The following is a 19,326-nucleotide window of genomic DNA, read 5'->3' as shown; positions in this document are numbered from 1 at the left end:
ATGGCCAACAAGGCTCCCAGCGGTAGGAAAATCATCGCCACCAATCGCAAGGCCCGGCACAACTACTCGATCGTCGAGGTGTTCGAGGCGGGCGTGGTGCTGGTCGGGACCGAGGTGAAAAGCCTGCGGGCGGGCCACGCGTCGCTGGTCGACGCGTTCGCCACGGTTGACGACGGCGAAATCTGGCTGCGCAACCTACACATCCCGGAATATCAGCACGGTAGCTGGACCAACCACGAACCGCGGCGCAACCGTAAGCTGCTGTTGCATCGCCGCCAGATCGACACCTTGATCGGCAAGATCCGCGAGGGCAACTTCGCGCTGGTGCCGTTGTCGCTGTATTTCGTCGACGGCAAGGTCAAGGTCGAGCTCGCGTTGGCACGCGGCAAGCAGGCACGCGACAAGCGCCAGGACATGGCCCGCCGCGACGCCCAGCGTGAGGTGCTGCGCGAGCTGGGGCGCCGCTCCAAGGGCATGCGCTGAGCCCTGGGTGAGCAATTCTCAACTTGGTCGGTGGTCGTCGGCGATCGTGATCGTCGATCGTCACACGCCGAACGTGCAACCAGGGCGGCATCGCCCGGCGTATCCCCGCCACCAATGCACATTCGGCGCGGCCAGCGCAGCTTGGGGATCTGCACCTCGATGTCACCGGCGGTGGTGGACACCGTCTTGGGACGATGCCCGTTGCGGTGCGTGCCGCGACCGTCAGTGCGTTCATAGCGGCCCGCGCCGATCGCCTCGGTGGCCTCGGCCGCGATCAACGCCTGCAGCCCGGCGCGGATCAACTCGGCGAACACCGCCCCGGCATCGGCAGACTTCAGCGCGTCGAGCTGGGCAAGCAAGGCAGAATGGTCCTGGGTCATCGCGTGGTGCGTACTTTCGTGAGTCACTTTTTGTCGGTAACTCACTGACCACCACGCGATGCCCCACCCCACAGCCCTCAACGACACGCCCGAGACATCCCCGGACCGGTCGACCTCAGGCCCCAAACCCCACCACGCCAGGGTCTTACCTGCCAAGGAAGGATCCCTAGAGCCGGGGCTGTGGGTCGGCTGCCACGCCCGAAGTCGGCCGGCCTAGTATCCGACCATGGCCACCCGCCCCCTCACCGAGCTCGACAAGTCCGACGTGCTGGCGGGGCTTTTCGCGGTATGGGACTCCCTCGATGCGCTGCTGGACGGATTGGCCGAGTCGGACTGGCGGGCGAGAAGTCCGCTGCCCGGTTGGGATGTCAAGGCCGTGGTGTCGCACATCGTCGGCACCGAGTCGTTCCTGACCGGCATCGGCGCTCCGGAGCCCGACATCGACGTCACGACGCTTGAACACGTGCGCAACCCCATCGGAGTGATGAACGAATGCTGGGTGCGCCATCTCAGCGGAGAATCGGGCGGTGCTCTGCTTGCGCGGTTCCGCGAGGTGACCCACACTCGGCGCGAGGCCCTGGCGAGCCTCTCGGATGACGAGTGGAACGCGCCGACCCAGACCCCGGCGGGCGCTGATAGCTACGCGCGTTTCATGCGCATCCGGGTCTTTGACTGCTGGATGCACGAGCAGGACATTCTCCAGGCTTTGCACCGGCCGTCGGCCGACCACGAGCTCGGCGGGCGCGCCGCACAACTGGCTCTCGATGAAATCTCGGCCAGCATGGGGTACGTCGTCGGCAAGCGCGCCAACGCGCCCGACGGCTCACGCGTCCTGTTCGAGCTGACCGGCCCGCTGGCCCGCGACATTCACGTCAGCGTCGACGGTCGGGCGCGGGTGGTCGACGGCTTCGCCGGGCTGGGGCCGACGGCGATGATCCGGCTGGACGGGCTGCAGTTCACCAGGCTGGCCGGCGGTCGTCCGATGAGCCCGGCCCGCAGCCAGGACATCGAGCTTGGCGGCGACAAAGACCTGGCCACACACATCGTCGGGCACCTTAACTTCGTGATCTGATCGGGAAGGTAATGGCGTTGCCGGTTGTTGATAGCGGCGTACCATTGATTATCCCGCCGAAGGTCGGCGGGCGATGCGAGGGGCTGAACGGTTTCGACTTCGCGCATCGAATCAAGGGAAGCGTGCCGGTGCAGGCAAGAGACCACCGTAAGCGTCGCTGTAACCAAATAAGCGCCGATTCACATCAGCGCGACTACGCTCTCGCTGCCTAAGCGACGGCTAGTCTGTCAGACCGGGAACGCCCTCGACCCGGACCCTGGCATCAGCTAGAGGGATCCACCGACGAGTCCGGTCGCGGGACTCATCGGGACACCAACAGCGACTGGGATCGTCATCTCGGCTCGTTCGCGTGACCGGGAGATCCGAGCAGAGGCATAGCGAACTGCGCACGGAGAAGCCTTGAGGGCATGCCGTAGGACCCGGGTTCGATTCCCGGCAGCTCCACCAAGAAATAGCTGGTCATGTCATAGGTTCGGACCGGTTTCATCGCCATCAGCATCGCCCGCTCCCAGCGCGCGCGTCCACGCCTGCCCGTTGGCTTCGATGACCGAAACGGCGGCTCCGGAAACGCTTCCTCCGAGACGGGGAGGAGGTACGTTGCTGCAAGGGGCTGCGGAACGGCTGATAAGGGGGAGCAGTGACGAGCTTTCTGGCGTGGCCGCCTGAGGTCAATTCGCTGCTGCTGCTTGATGGACCGGGTGCGGGGCCGATGCTGGCGGCGGCGGCGGCCTGGGACGGGATCGGCAGTGAGTTGAGCTCGACGGCGAGCGCATTCAGCTCGATAACCTCAGGCCTGGCGGGCCAGGCTTGGCAAGGCCCGGCGTCGGCGTCCATGACGACGGTGGCCGCCCGGTATGTGGATTGGCTGGCAGGGGCGGCCGCTGAAGCCGAACAGTCGGCTGCCCAAGCCCGGGCGGCGGCGGCCGCCTATGAGGCAGCGCTGGCAACGATCGTGCACCCCGGATTGATCACGGCCAATCGCGGGCAGCTGGTGTCGCTGGTGATGTCGAACCTGTTCGGCCAAAACGCCCCGGCGATCGCCGCTGCCGAGGCCGCCTATGAGCAGATGTGGGCTCAGGATGTCGCCGTGATGAGCGGCTATCACACCAGTGCGTCGGCAACGGTCGCGCAGTTGGGGTCGTGGGGGCAAGCGCTGGAAAATCTGCCAGGCGAATTCGCCAAAGCTGTCGACAACGGTTTCGCCGCGGTTCAGCAGGAAATTCGGCTGGCCCCCACGACGGTGGCCACCGGATTCGCCCGGGTGTCCACCACGCTGCTCACTGAGATCTTGGGGGCGCCGGCCGCCCCGGCCTTCCCGGCAACGCAGGATGGGACCTTCACCGGCACGCCCTCACTGGCAACCAGATTGGAAATCGCTGCGTTGTACCCGGTGAAACCCCTGATGGGTTTGTCCGGACTCGAAACTCAATTATCCGGGCCAGGTTCGCCACTGTTGGCGCTGATTGCCAGCGACATCCCGCCGCTGTCGTGGTTTCTCGGTAACTCCCCGCCACCGTTGTTGAACGTGCTGCTGGGACAGACCGTTCAGTACAGCACATACGACGGGATGAGCGTGGTGCAGATCACGCCGGCTCATCCGACCGGCGAATATGTGGTTGCCATTCACGGTGGCGGGTTCGTCTTACCGCCCTCATTCCTGCACTGGATCAACTACTCGGTGATGGCCCACCAGACCGGCGCGACCGTGCAAGTGCCGATTTACCCGTTGCTGCAGCAAGGAGGCACCGCCGGCACGGTGGTACCCGCAATGGCTGGCCTGATCTCCACACAAATCGCTCAACACGGGGCATCCAACGTCAGCGTGATCGGCGACTCCGCCGGCGGCAACCTCGCGCTGGCGGCCGTCCAACACCTGGTGGTCCAGGGTGAGCCCGTACCGGAGTCGATGGTTCTGCTGTCCCCGTGGCTGGACGTCGGAATGACCAATCCACACATTGCGTTCGTCGCCGATCCACTGCTCCCGGTTGGGCCCGCGCAACAGATCGGCAGGGTGTGGGCCGGCAATCTTCCGGTGAACGACTACCGGGTGAGTCCGCTGCATGGGTCACTGAGCGGACTCCCGCCGACGTATGTCTACGCGGGCAACCTGGACATCCTCGCACCCGACGTGTTTGTCCTGCAGCAAGCGGCCGCAACCCAAGGGGCCCCGATCAGCTTCGTGCTGGCCAACGGCCAAATTCACGACTGGGTTCTGCTCACGCTGGACGGTGTGCGATACCTCCCGCAGATCAACCAGCAACTCGGTATTGCCTGATCGCGTGTCCGGCAAGGCCGACCGCGCACGCGACTTCCCGCCCGGTTAGGCCTGTAGCCGGGCGCGCACGCTGGCGAGCCGTTGTTCCAGCTCGGCCTCGTCGATGACACCGCGGGCGACGAGGGAGTGAGCCAGCGAGACCAGCTGGTTCTCCGGATAGGGCAGCCTGGAATAGATGGTTGCCGACAAGACATCCTCCTCATCCCGACGCTGCTTGACGTCGGGGATGTCGAAGTTGCCTGCGGCGCGGTCGAGGGCGTCGCAAAGACCATCCAAACTGGTCTTCCAGGGCGGCAGGGGATTCTCGACGCCGTACTTGGCGGCCACGCGCGGCCAGACCTGGTCGCTTGCGGCGATGTTGCGCAATGACGCGATCGTGATCTGCTCGATCGGGCCGGAGTCCGCGGTCTCGCTCATGACGGTTCCTCGATCGGCAATCAATCGGCGGCCGGGTGGATCGCGGGACGGGTGTCGGTGATCACGTTGGTGGTGACGCCCGCCTTCGGCAGTGCGACGCCGATCAAACAGTCACGCGTGACAATCTCGGCCAGCCGGTCTTCGTCCCAGCCGTCGGTGCCCTCCGGGCGCATCGGCATCACCATGAACCGGTGTTTCTGGTTGGAATCCTCGACCCGGATAGCGACGTCATCGGGCAGATAAAGCCCGAATTCCGCGAGCACCTGACGCGGCCAACGCACCATGCGGCGGCGGTAGTTGGGAGTGCGGTACCACTCCGGAGAGTTGCCTAGAATTGGCCGGGGGTAACACGAGCACAGGGCACAGACGATCACGTGGTGCACAGTGGCGGTGTCTTCAAGGATTTGGAACGCGGTGAAGTCGCTGGGCGTGCCGAAACCGGTGGGTTCGAACCAGTCGACGCCGACCTCTTTGCTGGCGGCCAGCGCGTCGGTGAGTGCGAGCTTCTTGAATTCGGGGTCGAGCCACGCCCGCGCCACCAGGCGGGCGCCGGGAGCGGGATTGATCTGCTCTGCGAACTCGGTGAAGCGCCGGTGCTCCTCGGCGGTGAAAATACCTTTCTCGATGCACAATTCGCGCAGCGCGATCTCCAGTACTTCGAAGTCGGTGATCTCGTCGACCACGGGGGCAACCGTGCGCTCATGGTCGTGCTCGTGGTCAGTCATGTGAATCCCTCTTCGGACGGTGTCAGTTGCGGGAAGCGTGTGGGCCCGGTTCAGCCGGCTGCTTCCAGCCAGCGTTCGGGAATTTCGGTCTGCAGGGTGTCGGTTGTCGTGCCGGTGTAGCCGTGCCATAGCTGGGAGAGGTTGAACCGCACGATGTAGAACCATTCCGGCTTTGCGTCGGGACGGTCCCAGGTCTCGTCTTCGGCCGCGGGGCTCTCGTAGGCGACGGATGCTATCTCGCCCTGGGCGCCGCGGCAGTATTCCGGGGTGCGGGTATAGAAGAGGACGGGCAGCTCGCGCACTACCACGGGGTCGCCCACCGCGAATTTCGGCTTCCCGGCCTGACCGGCGTATACCTGTGGGTCACCCTTTCCGACCGCGTGCCGGTGATGCGCGTTGCGCTTAACCCGCGAACCGTCACCCTCGAATTTCGGCTTGGCCTCCAAGGTTTTTCCGTGGAGCCCACCCGCATAACGGGCCCTGACCTCGGCCATCCGTTCGGTTAGCTCACCCAGGCTGATGTGATGCTTCTCCACCAGCACACGCGCGACGGCCAACAGCCAGCGACCGTAGTACGGCAACCCCAGATAGATTGCCCGCCCCACGTCGACGTTGCCGATCCGGCGACGCTCCTCCGACAGCCAGATGCCCCGCCACGCAAGGACTTCACAGGTCACATAGGTCATGTGCTCCCAATGCTCGTACTGCTTGTTTTCGTACGTCATCGGGGCATCGGGCTCACCGCCAACGTCATGGACGGTCTTCAGATATGCGGTGAAGCGCTCGTGATCGAGCAGATCGGGAGTCGGCGCATCGGGAAGTTCGGGATAGGCCGACTTGAGTCGGGCCACCAGATCGAGGTGAGCTGCGCGCTCTGCGGCGGTAGGCATGAGACCTTAGCAAAGTTGTGTGGACGGGGGTGACGCGGGTTGCGTTGCTTCGATGGTCGGACCGAGTAATCATACGCGGCGTCAACGACATTGAGGTAGAACAGACGCTTCGCGCCAGGACACCGGTTCGGCAACGCCGTGCGCCAGGGCGCTTGGCGCGCACGGCGTCGGGATGCGGGTGCCGTTCAATCCTGGCTTTGCACGCCGGTCAGCCCCCGGATGGTTTGCATTTCGCTGTCGCGGTAGGGCCGCCCGTCGGGTTGGAGGAGGTCGCTGAACCAGACCTTCGGGGGCGCCGGGTACGGGTGATCCCACGAATCCCACGGCAGGTACGTCTGCGTCTTACCGGCCACCAAACCCCAATTGAATGCACCGACGTTGTGCCGCTTGGCAATCGGCAGGATCCCCTCAACGGTGCTGCCCCGCGACCGCGCTAGGTATTCGGTGCACAGGATCGGCCGCCCCAGCGGGGCCAGTTCGGCGATCCGGGCCTCGAAGTCCGCCGGTGGTCCGTAGCTGTGGAAGGTGATCACGTCGGCGTTGTCGAGTTGAATGCCGCTGATCGTGCTGCGGCGCCCGGGATCGCCCCAGTGTCCCTGCCAGACGCCGCTGGTCAACGGCTGACTCGGATCCACCGCACGCGCCCATCGGAACACCTGGGGCAGTAGCTCCGCGACCCGCTCGAGCTTGTCCTTCCGCTCCACCTTGCGATACACCCGCGCGGGATTGTCGGGTTCGTTCCACAGATCCCAACCCAGCACGCGATCGTCGTTGCGGAACTGACTCAACACTCCCGTGACATAGCCGTGCAGAACGGCGCCGTAGCGGCGGTCGTCGAGGCGTTCGGCGCCCGGGCTTTGCACCCAACCGGAGTTGTGCACCCCGGGTCGCGGCGCGCGCTGACGACCCGGCCTGGGTAGCGGATCCCAACAGGAGTCAAACAAGACGAAGAGCGGTTTGATGCCGTGCCGCGCGGCGACGGCGACGAACTGTGCGAGACGGCCCTGGAAGCCGTGGGCGTCTTGGGCCCACAACTGATCGTGCAGGAAGACTCGCACCGTGTTGAACCCGTGGGACCGGGCGACACCCAGCTCGGCGTCGATGCGCCGGGGGTCATATGTGCCCGGCTGAAACATCTCCAGCTGGTTGATGGCGGTTGAGGTGATGTAGTTCGCGCCGACGAGCCAACCGTGCGCTTGATACCAGCTATGGGCGCGATCAGCCGACCACCGGCCCGCCTCGGCCGAGGCACGTGGCGCTTGGGTCAGTGCCGTTCCCGCCGCCAACAGCAGCGGCAGCTTGAGTGCCGTTCGACGGTGCACGAGGTGACGATAAGTTTCGCGAGCTATCTGTTCAGCCTAGCTTCGCGACGTGTTCCGCGTTGCTTATTGATTCGCAACAATCCGAGGTTGCGAATCGTTATCGCCGGCCGGCTTCCGGGCTCGCCCGCCCAGGCCGGATTGTTTTGTGTCACAGCGCTTACGGCCATGGGCATTGAGCAGGCGTGGATCGGCGAGCTCGCCGGAGATGTGGTGGCGCGCGGCCGGCCTTGGTGAGCCGGTGCCCGCGGTGCTCGGGAAGCGGTGGGACAGATCGTCGGGATCGGCGGCGGCATGGTTCACTGAGCCGGTCACCGTTACCAGGAGCCCCGATGAATCAGCCGGACCCGATCGCCGCGCCGCCCAGCACAGCCGACAGCGACGTCGAGATCGTCGCCGCGCGGATCGCGGTTTCGGCCCACGAGTTGTCAGCGCAGATCGACCGCGACCGCCGACTTCCCGACCAGCTGGTGGCCCGGCTGCGCGAGGCCGGGCTGCTGCGCGCCACCATGCCGCGCGAGGTTGACGCGCTGGAGCTGGCGCCCGGGTCGGCGCTGCGGTGCGCCGAAGCGGTGGCCCGCGGCGACGCGTCGGCCGGATGGTGCGTGTCGATCGCGATTACCAGCGCACTGCTGGTCGCCTACCTGCCGGCGTCCAGCCGCCAGCAGATGTTCGGCGGTGGGCGGGGTGTCGCCGCGGGGGTGTGGGCGCCGCGCGGCGCGGCGAGATCGGTCGACGGCGGGGTCGTGGTGTCCGGGCGCTGGCCGTTCTGCAGCGGCATTGACCACGCCGACATGATGTTCGCCGGCTGTTTCGTCGACGAGCGGCGGGTGCCGTCCGTCGTCGCGCTGCCCAAAGACGAGCTGTCGATCCTCGACACCTGGCACACGCTGGGCCTGCGCGGCACGGGCAGCCACGACACGATTGCCGACGACGTCTTCGTGCCCGCCGACCGCGTGTTCTCGGTGTTCGACGGGCCGACCGTGGACCGGCCGCTGTATCGCTTCCCGGTGTTCGGGTTCTTCGCGTTGTCGATCGGCGCGGCCGCGCTGGGCAATGCGCGCGCCGCCATCGACGACCTCGTCGAGCTGGCCGGCATAAAGCAAGCGCTGGGGTCCACGCGCACCTTGGCGCAACGTCCGGCGACCCAGGCGACGGTGGCGACGGCCGAGTCGGCGCTGGGCGCCGCTCGCGCGCTGTTCTACGAGGCGATCGCGCAGGCCTGGCAGGCCAGCCACGATGCCGACCCGGTGCCGCTGGCGATGCGCAACAGGCTGCGTCTGGCGGCCACGCACGCGGTGCGGACCTCGGCCGACGTGGTGCGCGCCATGTATGACCTGGCGGGCGGCAGCGCGATCTACGACAGCTCACCGCTGCAGCGTCGGTTCCGTGACGCGTTCACCGCCACCGCCCACTTCCAGGTCAACGAGGCATCGCGGGAACTGCCCGGCCGCGTCCTGCTCGACCAGACCGCCGACGTGTCGACGCTGTGAGCGGCGTCGAACTCGCCGTCCCGTTCTGGCTTGACCGGCCCGGCCTGGAGGCAATCGATGTGGCGCGCGCGGCGTCGGACGCCGGCGTCGATGCGGTGTGGATCGGCGAAATGGCCACCTTCGACGCGTTCGCGTTGGCGACCGCGATTGGGCTGCGCGCGCCCGAAATGCCGCTGAAGATCGGGCCGTTGGCCGTTGGCGTTCGCGGCCCGGTGGCGCTGGCGCTCGGGGTGAGTTCGGTGGCCGCCCTGACCGGCAACCGGGTTGACATCGCGTTGGGAGCCTCCAGCCCGGCCACGTGACCGGTTGGCACGACCGGCGATGGGCGCACCACCTGTCGGTCATGCGCGAAACCATCGAATGCCTGCGGGTGATGTTGGCCGGCACCCGGGTCGACTACCTCGGCCGGACCGGTTGGGTGCCTACCGCCAAGCCGGCGCCGATTGCGTGGCGGTGGTGCCCGCCACCGCCGAAGATCCGGGGGGCCACGCGAGCCTGCGCGCGGTGACCACCGCGGTTGGCGGCCGACCGGGCTGATCGGCTCGGCTCGACGGGGCGGCCGGTAACCTCGATCGCGATGACGGGGACGCGATGAGTGCGGGTCTGTTCGGACTGCTGGACGATGTCGCGGCCCTGGCGCGGCTGGCCGCCGCCTGCGTTGACGACCTCGGCGCCGCCGCCGGTCGCGCCACCGCCAAGGCCGCCGGGGTGGTCATCGACGACACCGCGGTGACGCCGCAATACGTCCACGGGATCACCGCCGACCGCGAGCTGCCGATCATCCGACGCATCGCGATCGGCTCGCTGCGCAACAAGCTCGTGTTCATTCTGCCCGGCGCATTGCTGCTCAGTCAGTTCGTCCCGTGGCTGCTGGCCCCGATCTTGCTGCTCGGGGCCACCTACCTGTGCTATGAAGGCGCCGAGAAGTTGTGGGGCGGCATCGCCGGTCATGACACGCCCGCGGTGCCGCCGGCCACCGAGCGCCACATGGTGGCGGGGGCGATCCGGACCGACTTCATCCTGTCCGCCGAAATCATGGTGATCGCCCTCGACGAGGTGGCCGACCAGCCGTTGCTGCCGCGGCTGGTGATCCTGGCCGTCGTCGCCGTGGCCATCACCGCCGCGGTGTACGGCGTGGTGGCCGCCATCGTCAAGATGGATGACGTCGGGCTGCGCCTCACCCAGACCGCCTCCCGAGTCGGGCGGCGAGCCGGCCGGGGCCTCGTCGCGGCGATGCCCAAGCTGCTCTCGGCGATTTCAGCGATCGGGATGGTGGCGATGCTGTGGGTGGGTGGCCACATCCTGCTGGTGGGCAGCGACCGCCTCGGCTGGCACAGCCCGTACGGCTTGGTTCACCACGCCGAGGATCGGGTCGGCCACGCGTGCGGGTCCGTCGGTGACGTGCTGGCCTGGCTGGTCAACACCGGGGTGTCCGCGGGGATTGGAGTGGTCGTCGGAGCGGTGGCGGTCGCGCTGGCGCACCTGTTCCAGGCCGCTCGGACTACGGGCAGTACGCGCGGATCGAGATATCCACGTAGGCAGTGGCATCGTCACTGAGCGCGGGGTTGCTCGCCCGAAACTCCGCCACCACCTGCGCCACCGTCATCCCTTGGCGAATGTTCTGGCAGACCACCTTGCCGTTGTGGATGGCCGCCTCGGGATTGGCCACCGAGATGCCTCGGTCGTTGAGGGCCTGGATGTACTGACCGTCCTGGTCTGGTGTGGAGCTGATGGTGGCGGCCGACGCCGACGATGTCGCCGACGCGGTGGGACCGACCGGCGGCGGCGCGGCCTCAGTGGGAGTCGGTGATCTCGTGAGCGCCCAATGCCCGGCAATGATCGCCCCCGCCAACCCCAGACCCACCAGGAGCAGGGCAGCGGCTCGCCCCATCGTGGAGCGCCATGACTCCGGGGCCGCCACCGGCTCGGCCGGGAAGTCGCGGCCATCGTCGCGCGACCATGCGACCTCAACGGCATCCGTGGGTGTGGGATTGGGCACCGCAGCGGTTTCCCCGCCGTGCAGTGCGCTGGTGTCATCGGCAGCCGAACCCGGCTCGACCATGCCGTCATGGTAGCCAGCGTCGCGAAAACCGGCCGGCTCGCCTCAGGTCAGGCGACGGTCGCGCCACCGTTTGAACCGGCTTGTCGGCACCTGAATCGCGGCCATCACAGAGCTCATCGACGAGGCCACCGACGTCGCCCGAACCGCGGGGGCCGCGGCGGGGACCGGCGGGGCATTGCCCTCCCACCACGTCGGCTCCAACAGCGCCGCGGTAATCGGAATCGCCTCCTCGACGCTGTTGCGCCCCCACTCGCACGCCCGATCGATGGCTGCGACCGACGGCGCCAAGTTGATCGGCGACAGGGTCGGCTCGAATCGCACCAGATGATCGACGTAGGGCAGATTGCGCACCATCTGCAACTGGACCGCCTGGGTGATCGGGGCCAGCCACATGTGCCGCGAATCCCATTGCGGGTGCAGGCAGTCGAACGCCAGATAGCAGGCATTGCGGGTGCCGAGTTTGCCGTCGCGTATTCGCTTCCACGCCAGCTCGATCGGGACATTGCTGGCCGCGCCACCGTCGACCAGTGCGGCGATCTCCCGGTCGGCGCACAGGTCGTCGAGGATTGCGACCATGCGTGGGTCGCTCGTTTCGTGGTGCAGCACACCGGGAATGGCCGATGAGAAGGACGCCGCGTCCAGAACGTCGAAGTCAACTGCCGGGTCGTCGCCGCTGACGACGATGGGCTTGACCACCCGCAAATCGATGAACGCCGCCACCTGCCACATGCGTGCCCCGACCCGTGGCCCGATGCCGATCGGAAGGAACGGAAACGAACGTCCCTGCAGTGCCGCCAGTTCGGGGTGGCGGAACCGGAACGGCAATGCCGCATAAGGCTGCTTGCGCACACCGGCGATCACGATGTCAAACGGGATTGCCAGGTCCGACATCCGCATCCGGGCGCCATCTTCACGGCTGAGCAGGGCGCGAGCGAACTGGTCGAACCGCAGCGCAAAGACGCCGGCCAGGCCGTGCCGGCGGCGCAGCCGCTCGGGTCCGAGGATGGCGCGGTATGACACCGTCTTGGCCCACTGCACGTACTCCTCGATCGGCACCGGGAGCGCCCGGGCCACCAGGCTGCCAATGATCGACCCGAACGACGAACCCATCATGTAGTCGGGCAGCTGGCCGGCCTCGAGTAGCCGCTGCATGCCGCCGATGTAGACGAAGCCCGCCCCCCCGCCCCCGCCGAGGATCGTGACGAGCTTCTTGTAGCCCACCTCGGCATCCAGTTCGGCGGCGGAGAAGTCATTCCCGTGCCGCTGGATGAGCACTTGCCGCTGGTCGTCCTGGTCGGCGGCCAAAGCGTCCAGCACGTTGCGTGCCGCCTTGAGCGCCTCGACCGGATCCGGCTCCTCGCGCAGCGGACCGTAGAGCGCGTCGGTCACCCTGGACCGCCACGGCGCAACTTCGGGGCCCACCGAGATGTCGCCGCGCCCGCGCCTTGAGCCCGGGCCCGCGGCACCGGGTTCGAAGTCGGCGAGCCGGGCGAAGTTGAGGATGTAGCGCAGCTTGCGCAGGTCGTCGTCGCTGAGCACGTCCGGGTGGGCCAGGTGGTGCCGGACGAGGCGGTTCTCCATCTTCTGCAGCAGCAGCGCCGGCTCGGCCGCCGGCAGGTCGACGGTGTCGAGCGAGGCGTCGGTGTCCCGGGTCTCGTCATCGATCTCGTCGATCTCCTCGAACGGCTGGAGCGCGGCCTGGCGGCGGCCGAAGCGGTCACGCATCGCGTCGGCGAACGGAATCTGCCTGCCCATCAGCGTCCGGGGACCGAAACGGTGGGCAGCGCCGAGCTGCCCGGCCAGCAACCCAGCGGGCTGATCCCCTTGTTGATCGTGGCGGTAATGCAGTTTTGCACCACGACGTTGGGGTCGTTGCTGATCGAGCGGGACAGGATCTCGTTGGCCTTGGCCTGGGCCTCGGCGGTGCGCTGGGCCTCGATCGCGATCGAGGTCTGGGCGCGTTGCTGGTTGAGCTGGTTGATCTTGTCCTCGGTGCCCTGGTCGTACTGGATCGTGGGCACGTTGACGTCGAAGATGTCAACTTGGCCACCCACGTCCTGGCGCATGATGTCGGCGGCGCGCTTGGCCAGCGAGGGCAGCGGAGACACGTCGAGGTTCTGCGGGTCTAGGGGATTGAACGCGGCGAACACCTCGTTGAGCGCGACCGACAAATTCCGTTCGATCAGGTTGACCCGCACGTTGTCGAAGGTCTTGTACTGCTGGAACAGTTCGGGTGCGGCGTGCTGCTTGAGTTGCCATCGGATGCTGACGTCGGCCAGCGCGGTGGATTGATTGCCCAGCCGCACCATGATGCGCTCGTCATGGTTGCCCATTTTGACGTACTTGTCGATCTGCACCGCACCGTCCATTTGGTGGGTCATCTGCCAGGGCCACTTGCCGTGAAAACCGTTGTTCAGACTCACCCCGGTGGGGCGGCCGAAGGTGGTGACGATCGAGATTTGGCGGGTGCCCACGATGGTGAAGCAGCCCAACAGAAAAAACAGCACCGCCGCTGACAGGGCGGCAAGTGTCACCGTCTTCCCGCGGCGGCGCGTGGTGTCATTCTCGGTGAATACCCACAGCAATGCCGCGACCCCGGCAGCGATCAAGCACATAGCGAACAAGACGATCTGCCACGTCATCCCTAGACTCCTTCTGCTGCCGTTGGGTCTAGGGGAAGACTAGGCGGGCCCGGGTGCCGCAGTTGTCTCGGCTTGGCGCGACCGCTCAGGCGGCTAACTCCGCGCCGAGCGTGCACTGGCTGCGCCGAATGTGCACTGGTGGCGGGGACACGCCGGGCGATGCCGCCGTGGTTGCACGTTCGGCGTGTCACGGTCACCGATCGCCTACGCCCACTGACCAGGTTGGGAATTCATCCAAGGGTCGCTAGGCTGCCCGCCATATCGATCGACCGTGCCGCGCGGCGACCAACCCGCCGGTCCGGCCTCGATCACGGCGACGCTTCCTCGTCATCCTGGAAAGCACGGCTCCAACCCGACCCTCACTGCCCGAGCGCTTGGTCAATCAGTGTCTCGGCTGCCGTTCGAGCTTGCGGCCACGGCGATGGGTCGTCTAGCGATGTGGCCAGTGCGGCCGCACCTTCGTAGAGCACGGCCAGCTGGTTGCCCAGTAGTCGCGGGTCGACGGCGCCTGCCTGCTTGGCCAACTCAGCAAGTCCATCGATGAAGTTGCGCTTGTTTGCGCGAACGATTTGTTGAACGCCCGGCATGGCTCCGGCTGCCTCGACGGCCGCATTGTGGAAAGGACAGCCTCGCACCGGCGCGTGGCCGGCACCGGGAACGACGAAGAGGGCCAGTAGTCGCTCGCGTGGCGTTTGATGGCCACCGTGCGCCCCGAGTTGGACGAGAGCCCCGACACGTGGCTCGATGCTGCGCAGATATTCCTCCACCATTGCGCTCTTACTTGGAAAATGTTGGTAGAGAGTCCGTTTGGACACCGACGATTCGGTCGCGAGCCGTTCAACGCCGGTGGCGTTGATGCCCTCCCGGTAGAACAACTCGGCAGCGGCGTCCAGGATGCGCTGGCGCGCGCCACGGCCGCCCTTATTCGTCGCCCGCTGCTTGCCCATCACCAGAAGTATACCGAGCGGTTTACATTGGCTGTCAAGTGGGGTAGCGTTGCCCGGGGCAGAAGTACACCGTTCGGTCTACTAGGAGCAGAAATGAATCAACGATCACCCGTGGTTTTGGTTACCGGCGTTTCCTCGGGAATCGGCCTGGCCGCGGCGAATGCCTTCGCGGCAAAGGGCTTTGAGGTCTTCGGCACCAGCAGGAATCCAAACAACACGGAACCTATCCCCGGGGTGGAGATGGTACGGCTCGATGTCACCGACGCCGCGTCGGTTACCGCAGCCGTCTCAACCGTTGTCCAGCGGGCGGGTCGCATCGACGTCTTGGTCAACAATGCCGGTGTTGGGGTCATCGGTGCCGCCGAGGAGAGTTCGATCACCCAGGCGCAGCAGCTCTTCAACACCAATTTCTTCGGGCTGGTGCGTCTGACCCGTGCGGTGCTGCCGCATATGCGTGCGCAAGGCAGCGGTCGCATCATCAACATCGGCTCGGTGCTGGGATTCCTGCCGGCGCCCTATGGTGCGTTATACGCAGCCTCAAAGCATGCCGTCGAGGGGTACTCGGAATCCCTCGACCATGAAACCCGCGACTTCGGCGTGCGAGTCGCAGTCGTCGAACCCGGCTACACCAACACCTCCTTCGAGGCCAACGCGGTCGATGCCGATTCACCGATCGACAGCTACGCGACCACTCGGGAGCACGTCCGACAAGTCCTCACCGAAGCGGTGCGCCTCGGGGATGATCCAGCGGTGGTTGCCCACGTCGTGCTGAAGGCGGCGACCAGCGGTACGCCGAAGTTGCGGTATCCGGCCGGACCCCTAGCGCGTCGGCTGTCGCTGCTGCGAAAGTTCGCCCCCGCCGTGTTGCTGGACAAGGGAATTCGCAAAGCGAACAAGTTGTAGCCTAGCGGCCGTCACCCGAGGGCAGGGTGGTCAGTTGTTGCGCCTGGCATCGGTACGCTCGGCCTATGGCGAACGCGTCGTCGAGCAACGAGCCGCCCATTATGGTCCGCGGGAGGGCATCGCGTTAGTCGGAGTCAAAATTGGGAGCAAGCATGCGTTTCGGTGTCCTGACGTTCGTCACCGACGAGGGAATCGGCCCGGCGGAGCTGGCTGCCGCGCTCGAGCAGCGGGGGTTCGAGTCGCTGTTCCTCGCCGAGCACTCGCACATCCCGGTCAACACCCAGAGCCCCTATCCGGCGGGCGGCCCGATTCCGGCGAAGTACTACCGCACCTTGGATCCGTTCGTGGCGTTGACGGCGGCGGCGGTGGCAACGCAGACGCTGGTTTTGGGCACGGGTATCGCGTTGATCCCCGAGCGCGATCCCATCCACACGGCCAAACAGGTGGCCTCGCTCGATCTGGTATCGGGGGGACGGGTTGTCTTCGGTGCCGGGGTGGGCTGGTTGCGCGAAGAGGTTGCCAACCACGGAGTGGATCCCGCGGTGCGCGGCCGGGTGGCTGACGAGCGGCTGCGCGCGATGATCGAGCTCTGGACCCAGGAGCGGGCCGAGTTCCATGGGGAATTCGTCGATTTCGACCCGATCTTCTGTTGGCCGAAGCCGCTGACCAAACCATACCCGCCGCTGTATCTGGGCGGCGGCCGGGCAAGTTTTCAGCGTATCGCCCGGCTGAATGCCGGCTGGATCGCGATCAGCCCGTCACCGCACGCGCTCTCGGCTGCGCTAGCGGATCTGCGCGCCATGGCCGGCCGCGAGGTGCCGGCGACCGTCTGCCAAATGGGCGAACAGACGGCGAAAGCCGTTGCGGGCTACCGGGATCTGGGGGTGGAGCGAGTGCTGCTGGAGCTGCCGACCCTGCCGCGCGACGAGACGCTGCGCTATCTGGACCAGCTCACGGCCGAACTCGGGTAGTCACCCGTCGCAGCCCGACGAGGACGATGCCCACGCCGCCACGATCGCCACCGCAAGGGACAACAACAGAAAACTGACGAATCCGTCCTTTGCCGCCGACGCCCGGTGGTCGCCCGTCGCGATCCGCGCGAGTTTGCGGCCCGCCCCAGGCCGCGGCCAGCAGCGTCGCCAGCCAGTTCGCATACCGGGCGTACACGATGAACACCACCGCGGTCACCTCCCATGCGTTGGCAGGCTGATGTGCGACCAGAGCAGGCCCGGCAGCACCAGGAACATGCCGTTGAGGACCGCTTCCAGGTGGCTCGACAGCGCCATCCGTGGGTTCTGCAGTGCCGGGACGATGCACCCGGTGAGCAGGCCGAGCCGGAACAGGACCAATCCCAGGGTGAATAGCAGTGTCGGCATGGCAGAACTCTGTCGGCGCGGGCCGGCGTGCGGGTCTGCGATCAGCGCCCGAAGCGCCCCAACACCCGGCCGATCACGCCCTCCCGCTCCCCGGTTGGCGGCTGCCGCTCGGCGTACGGCCACGGCCGGTTGCGCTCCGGCACCGACGCTGCCCGCCGCTGTTTGAGCAGCATCCTCAAGTGCTGTCGCAGCTCGTGCAGGTCGGGGTCGGTCCACCGGTTTTCGGCCTCGGTGGGGTCGACGCTCAGGTCGTAGAGCTCCCACTGGTCGTCCACCGGATCGGTGCGATACGCCTCACCGCCGATGCCGTTGCTGGCCAGGTGGCGCACACCGGGTTCGGTCCAGGTGGCCGGGTCATCGAAGGTGCGGACCAGCTTCCACACATGCCCGGCGCCGCCCACGACGTTGGCGTCGTCGACCCGCACCACCAGCCCCTCGAAGTTGGCGGCCACGTGTGCGGGCACCCTGATGCGGAGCGGCGCGGGCGGGTTCACCGTGCGCCCCAGCTGGCGGGCAACCGCCGACGCGCCGGTGTCGCCTTCGAGCACGTTGTCGCGCGTCATGAGATATACGGCCCGATGCGCGTCGGCCGGCGCCCCGGCCACCACCGGCATCAGGTCGCGGCCGGGCAGCGGGTGCACCTCGGAGAACGACTCCGCGAGGGTTGCGCCCACGACGTCTACGTCAACACCGGCCGCGGAGAGCAGCGTCGGCACCAGGTCCACATGTGACGTCGGCGCGTCGACCGTACGCGGCTCGGTGGCGTTGTCCCCGATGCGGGCGATGACGAACGGCACCCTGGTCGCCTCGTCGTACAGGTTGAACCATTTCTGGTGCAGGCCGCCGTGCGCCCCGAGCAGCTCCCCGTGATCGGACGTGCGCACCAGCACGGCGTTGGTCGATCCGCCGTCGGTGACCGCCCGGCGCACCCGGTCGATCGGCCCGTCGACCTCGGCGTGCAGCCGGTAGTAGAGGTCGCGGTAGCGCTGGGCGTTGCGCTGGTAGCTGCGGCCGATCGCGCGCGCCGGTCCGTACCCGGAGTAGTACGCCTCCCGGAAGGCGATCTGTGCGGCCGGTTTTGTTGACAGGTCCTCACCGGCGGTGGGCGCCGCCGGTACGTGCGGCGGGTCCAGCGGGCCGGGCCGCAGCGGGCTGCGGCGCACCCAGGCCGGGAACAGCACGATGTCGTGCGGGTTGACGAAGCTGGCCACCAGCAGAAACGGTCGCAGCGCCGCGGGGTCACCGGCTCGACGCCGCGCGTACCGGTCGTTCAGCCACGCGACGACGCGGTCGGCGATCAGCGGGTCGCGCCGATATCCGCTGTTGGCCAAACCCGCCCCGTGCGGTTCGGGGCCCACCCATCCGGCGAAGCCGTAGGGCTTGAGCGGGTCGGCGTCCAGGTAGCGCCGCACCGCGGCCGGGTCGATGACGCCGTCGTCATCGTTGGTGGCCAGCGATCCGCCGGTCGCCGGGTCGAGCAGGTCGGCGTGCGAGATGTGCCATTTGCCGTCGTAGTGGGTGTCATACCCCGCCGCGCGGAACCAGTTGCCCAGGGTCGGCACCTCCCCGGCGCGCAGCCAGCGCATCCGCGAATCGTCGAATCGCTTGCCGATGCCGTCGGTCTGGGTGACCCCGTGCAGGTCCGGGTACTGGCCGGTGAAAATCGTCGGGCGGCTGGGCACACACGCCAGCGACCCGGTGTAATGCCGCGTGAAGTTGACCCCGTGCCGGTCGAACCAGCCGCGGCCGGTCAGGGTGCGCTGCCGCCAGGCAAGCACCTCGGCCGACTCGTAGGGTGGCACGGCGCGTTCCTCGTCGGTCATCAGGACGACGATGTCGGGGCGGTCAGGCATGGGCATTCTCCAATCGGTGTGCCAGTCCGGCGAGCATGGCGTCGGACCGGTGGGCCAGCACGCGCAGCGCGACCCATGCGGCCATTCGAGCGGGCGGGCCGGCGCCGATCTCGACCATGCTGGTCAACGTCACTAGGGTCACCGCGCCCGCGGCACCCGCTGGGCGCAGCGTCCACCGGTTGGCGGCCTTGCCCAACCGGGCGGGCAGGCCCTCGATGGCGTAGGCCAGCGTGACGGGCGGATCGAACTCGGTGATGCGCTCCACCAGCGCGGTGCGGCCCACCTGGACGCGGCGGGTGGTGCCCACCGGTGTGCCGTCGGGGCCGTGATTGAGCACGCAGGAATGGTCGACGCCGCCGGCCCACGAGGCCAGCGCGCCGAAGTCGGCAAGGATGTCCCAGACGGCCTGCGGCTCGGCCGGCACCGTCCGGCTGCGGCTGATGTCTGCCACTCCGCCATCCAACATCATCACCAAAGGCAGGTGGCCGT

At 67.2% G+C, this 19,326-nt stretch carries 17 protein-coding genes, 1 other RNA gene and 3 pseudogenes; 9 read left to right on the top strand and 12 right to left on the bottom strand.

All coding sequences use genetic code 11. From position 1 onward, the window contains the following. A complete protein-coding gene (smpB, locus tag G6N20_RS11510; RefSeq protein WP_083046115.1) occupies positions 1-483 on the top strand; it encodes an SsrA-binding protein SmpB in 483 nt (160 codons plus the stop codon). 134 nt (positions 484-617) lie between these two features. On the opposite strand, the pseudogene G6N20_RS11505 reads toward smpB, so the two are convergent. Further along, positions 618-863 (bottom strand): annotated as a pseudogene (locus G6N20_RS11505) (transposase); the annotation flags it as partial. Positions 864-1,089: 226 nt separating this feature from the next. Between G6N20_RS11505 and G6N20_RS11500 the strand changes: the two are divergent. The 3 genes from G6N20_RS11500 (at position 1,090) to lipY (ending at position 4,210) form a co-directional block, all read left to right on the top strand. After that, on the top strand, positions 1,090-1,935 hold the full coding sequence (locus tag G6N20_RS11500) for a maleylpyruvate isomerase family mycothiol-dependent enzyme (RefSeq protein ID WP_083046116.1): 846 nt from the start codon (positions 1,090-1,092) through the stop codon (positions 1,933-1,935). A gap of 79 nt (positions 1,936-2,014) precedes the next feature. Continuing rightward, positions 2,015-2,382, top strand: a transfer-messenger RNA (tmRNA) gene (ssrA, locus tag G6N20_RS11495). A gap of 190 nt (positions 2,383-2,572) precedes the next feature. Then, positions 2,573-4,210: a triacylglycerol lipase LipY gene (lipY, locus tag G6N20_RS11490; protein ID WP_083046117.1), complete on the top strand. Its 1,638-nt coding sequence runs from the start codon at positions 2,573-2,575 to the stop codon at positions 4,208-4,210. Positions 4,211-4,255: 45 nt separating this feature from the next. Here lipY and G6N20_RS11485 read toward each other — a convergent pair whose 3' ends face one another. The 4 genes from G6N20_RS11485 to G6N20_RS11470 form a co-directional block, all read right to left on the bottom strand. Continuing rightward, a complete protein-coding gene (locus tag G6N20_RS11485; RefSeq protein WP_232065332.1) occupies positions 4,256-4,627 on the bottom strand; it encodes a thiocyanate hydrolase in 372 nt (123 codons plus the stop codon). Between the two features lie 20 nt (positions 4,628-4,647). Then, entirely contained in the window at positions 4,648-5,352 is a 705-nt protein-coding gene (gene scnC, locus G6N20_RS11480) for a thiocyanate hydrolase subunit gamma (protein WP_083046118.1), read from the bottom strand. Between the two features lie 50 nt (positions 5,353-5,402). After that, the gene (locus tag G6N20_RS11475; protein ID WP_083046119.1) at positions 5,403-6,242 is read right to left on the bottom strand and encodes an SH3-like domain-containing protein; all 840 of its coding nucleotides are present in this window, start codon (positions 6,240-6,242) and stop codon (positions 5,403-5,405) included. A gap of 185 nt (positions 6,243-6,427) precedes the next feature. Then, complete coding sequence (locus tag G6N20_RS11470) at positions 6,428-7,564, bottom strand: glycoside hydrolase 5 family protein (protein ID WP_083046120.1); 1,137 nt, start codon at positions 7,562-7,564, stop codon at positions 6,428-6,430. A gap of 329 nt (positions 7,565-7,893) precedes the next feature. On the opposite strand from G6N20_RS11470, the gene G6N20_RS11465 reads away from it, so the two are divergent. From G6N20_RS11465 to G6N20_RS11455, 3 genes and pseudogenes are all read left to right on the top strand, one after another. Beyond that, complete coding sequence (locus G6N20_RS11465) at positions 7,894-9,054, top strand: acyl-CoA dehydrogenase family protein (RefSeq protein ID WP_083046122.1); 1,161 nt, start codon at positions 7,894-7,896, stop codon at positions 9,052-9,054. Next, positions 9,051-9,463, top strand: a pseudogene (locus G6N20_RS11460) (LLM class flavin-dependent oxidoreductase); the annotation flags it as partial. The gene G6N20_RS11465 and the pseudogene G6N20_RS11460, both read left to right, overlap by 4 nt. A gap of 182 nt (positions 9,464-9,645) precedes the next feature. Beyond that, positions 9,646-10,611 (top strand): DUF808 domain-containing protein, encoded by a 966-nt coding sequence (locus G6N20_RS11455; RefSeq protein ID WP_083046123.1) that lies wholly within the window; start codon positions 9,646-9,648, stop codon positions 10,609-10,611. Here the strand turns inward: G6N20_RS11455 and G6N20_RS11450 are convergent. From G6N20_RS11450 to G6N20_RS11435, 4 genes are all read right to left on the bottom strand, one after another. Continuing rightward, positions 10,556-11,116, bottom strand: a complete 561-nt coding sequence (locus tag G6N20_RS11450) for a DUF732 domain-containing protein (RefSeq protein WP_083046124.1) — start codon at positions 11,114-11,116, stop codon at positions 10,556-10,558. The two genes, G6N20_RS11455 and G6N20_RS11450, sit on opposite strands and share 56 nt — an antisense overlap. A gap of 42 nt (positions 11,117-11,158) precedes the next feature. Next, a complete protein-coding gene (locus G6N20_RS11445; RefSeq protein ID WP_083046231.1) occupies positions 11,159-12,871 on the bottom strand; it encodes a patatin-like phospholipase family protein in 1,713 nt (570 codons plus the stop codon). Beyond that, a complete protein-coding gene (locus G6N20_RS11440) occupies positions 12,871-13,758 on the bottom strand; it encodes an Rv3090 family protease (RefSeq protein ID WP_083046125.1) in 888 nt (295 codons plus the stop codon). The genes G6N20_RS11445 and G6N20_RS11440 overlap by 1 nt, the downstream gene beginning before the upstream one ends. 359 nt (positions 13,759-14,117) lie before the next feature. Then, positions 14,118-14,705, bottom strand: coding sequence for a TetR/AcrR family transcriptional regulator (locus tag G6N20_RS11435; RefSeq protein WP_083046126.1), 588 nt, complete (start codon positions 14,703-14,705; stop codon positions 14,118-14,120). Between the two features lie 93 nt (positions 14,706-14,798). Between G6N20_RS11435 and G6N20_RS11430 the strand changes: the two genes are divergently transcribed. Both G6N20_RS11430 and G6N20_RS11425 read left to right on the top strand, forming a co-directional pair. Continuing rightward, positions 14,799-15,608: an oxidoreductase gene (locus G6N20_RS11430; RefSeq protein WP_083046127.1), complete on the top strand. Its 810-nt coding sequence runs from the start codon at positions 14,799-14,801 to the stop codon at positions 15,606-15,608. A gap of 152 nt (positions 15,609-15,760) precedes the next feature. After that, a complete protein-coding gene (locus G6N20_RS11425) occupies positions 15,761-16,579 on the top strand; it encodes an LLM class F420-dependent oxidoreductase (protein ID WP_083046128.1) in 819 nt (272 codons plus the stop codon). Here the strand turns inward: G6N20_RS11425 and G6N20_RS11420 are convergent. The 3 genes and pseudogenes from G6N20_RS11420 to G6N20_RS11410 form a co-directional block, all read right to left on the bottom strand. After that, positions 16,560-16,984, bottom strand: a pseudogene (locus tag G6N20_RS11420) (hydrogenase). The gene G6N20_RS11425 and the pseudogene G6N20_RS11420 sit on opposite strands and share 20 nt — an antisense overlap. A 41-nt stretch (positions 16,985-17,025) precedes the next feature. After that, positions 17,026-18,837, bottom strand: coding sequence for a sulfatase-like hydrolase/transferase (locus G6N20_RS11415; RefSeq protein WP_083046129.1), 1,812 nt, complete (start codon positions 18,835-18,837; stop codon positions 17,026-17,028). After that, complete coding sequence (locus G6N20_RS11410) at positions 18,830-19,306, bottom strand: SRPBCC family protein (RefSeq protein ID WP_083046130.1); 477 nt, start codon at positions 19,304-19,306, stop codon at positions 18,830-18,832. The genes G6N20_RS11415 and G6N20_RS11410 overlap by 8 nt, the downstream gene beginning before the upstream one ends. Positions 19,307-19,326: the final 20 nt, after the last annotated feature.

This window comes from Mycobacterium shinjukuense (genome assembly GCF_010730055.1).
Lineage (GTDB): Bacteria > Actinomycetota > Actinomycetes > Mycobacteriales > Mycobacteriaceae > Mycobacterium > Mycobacterium shinjukuense.
This window is presented reverse-complemented; position numbering and strand designations above follow the sequence as displayed.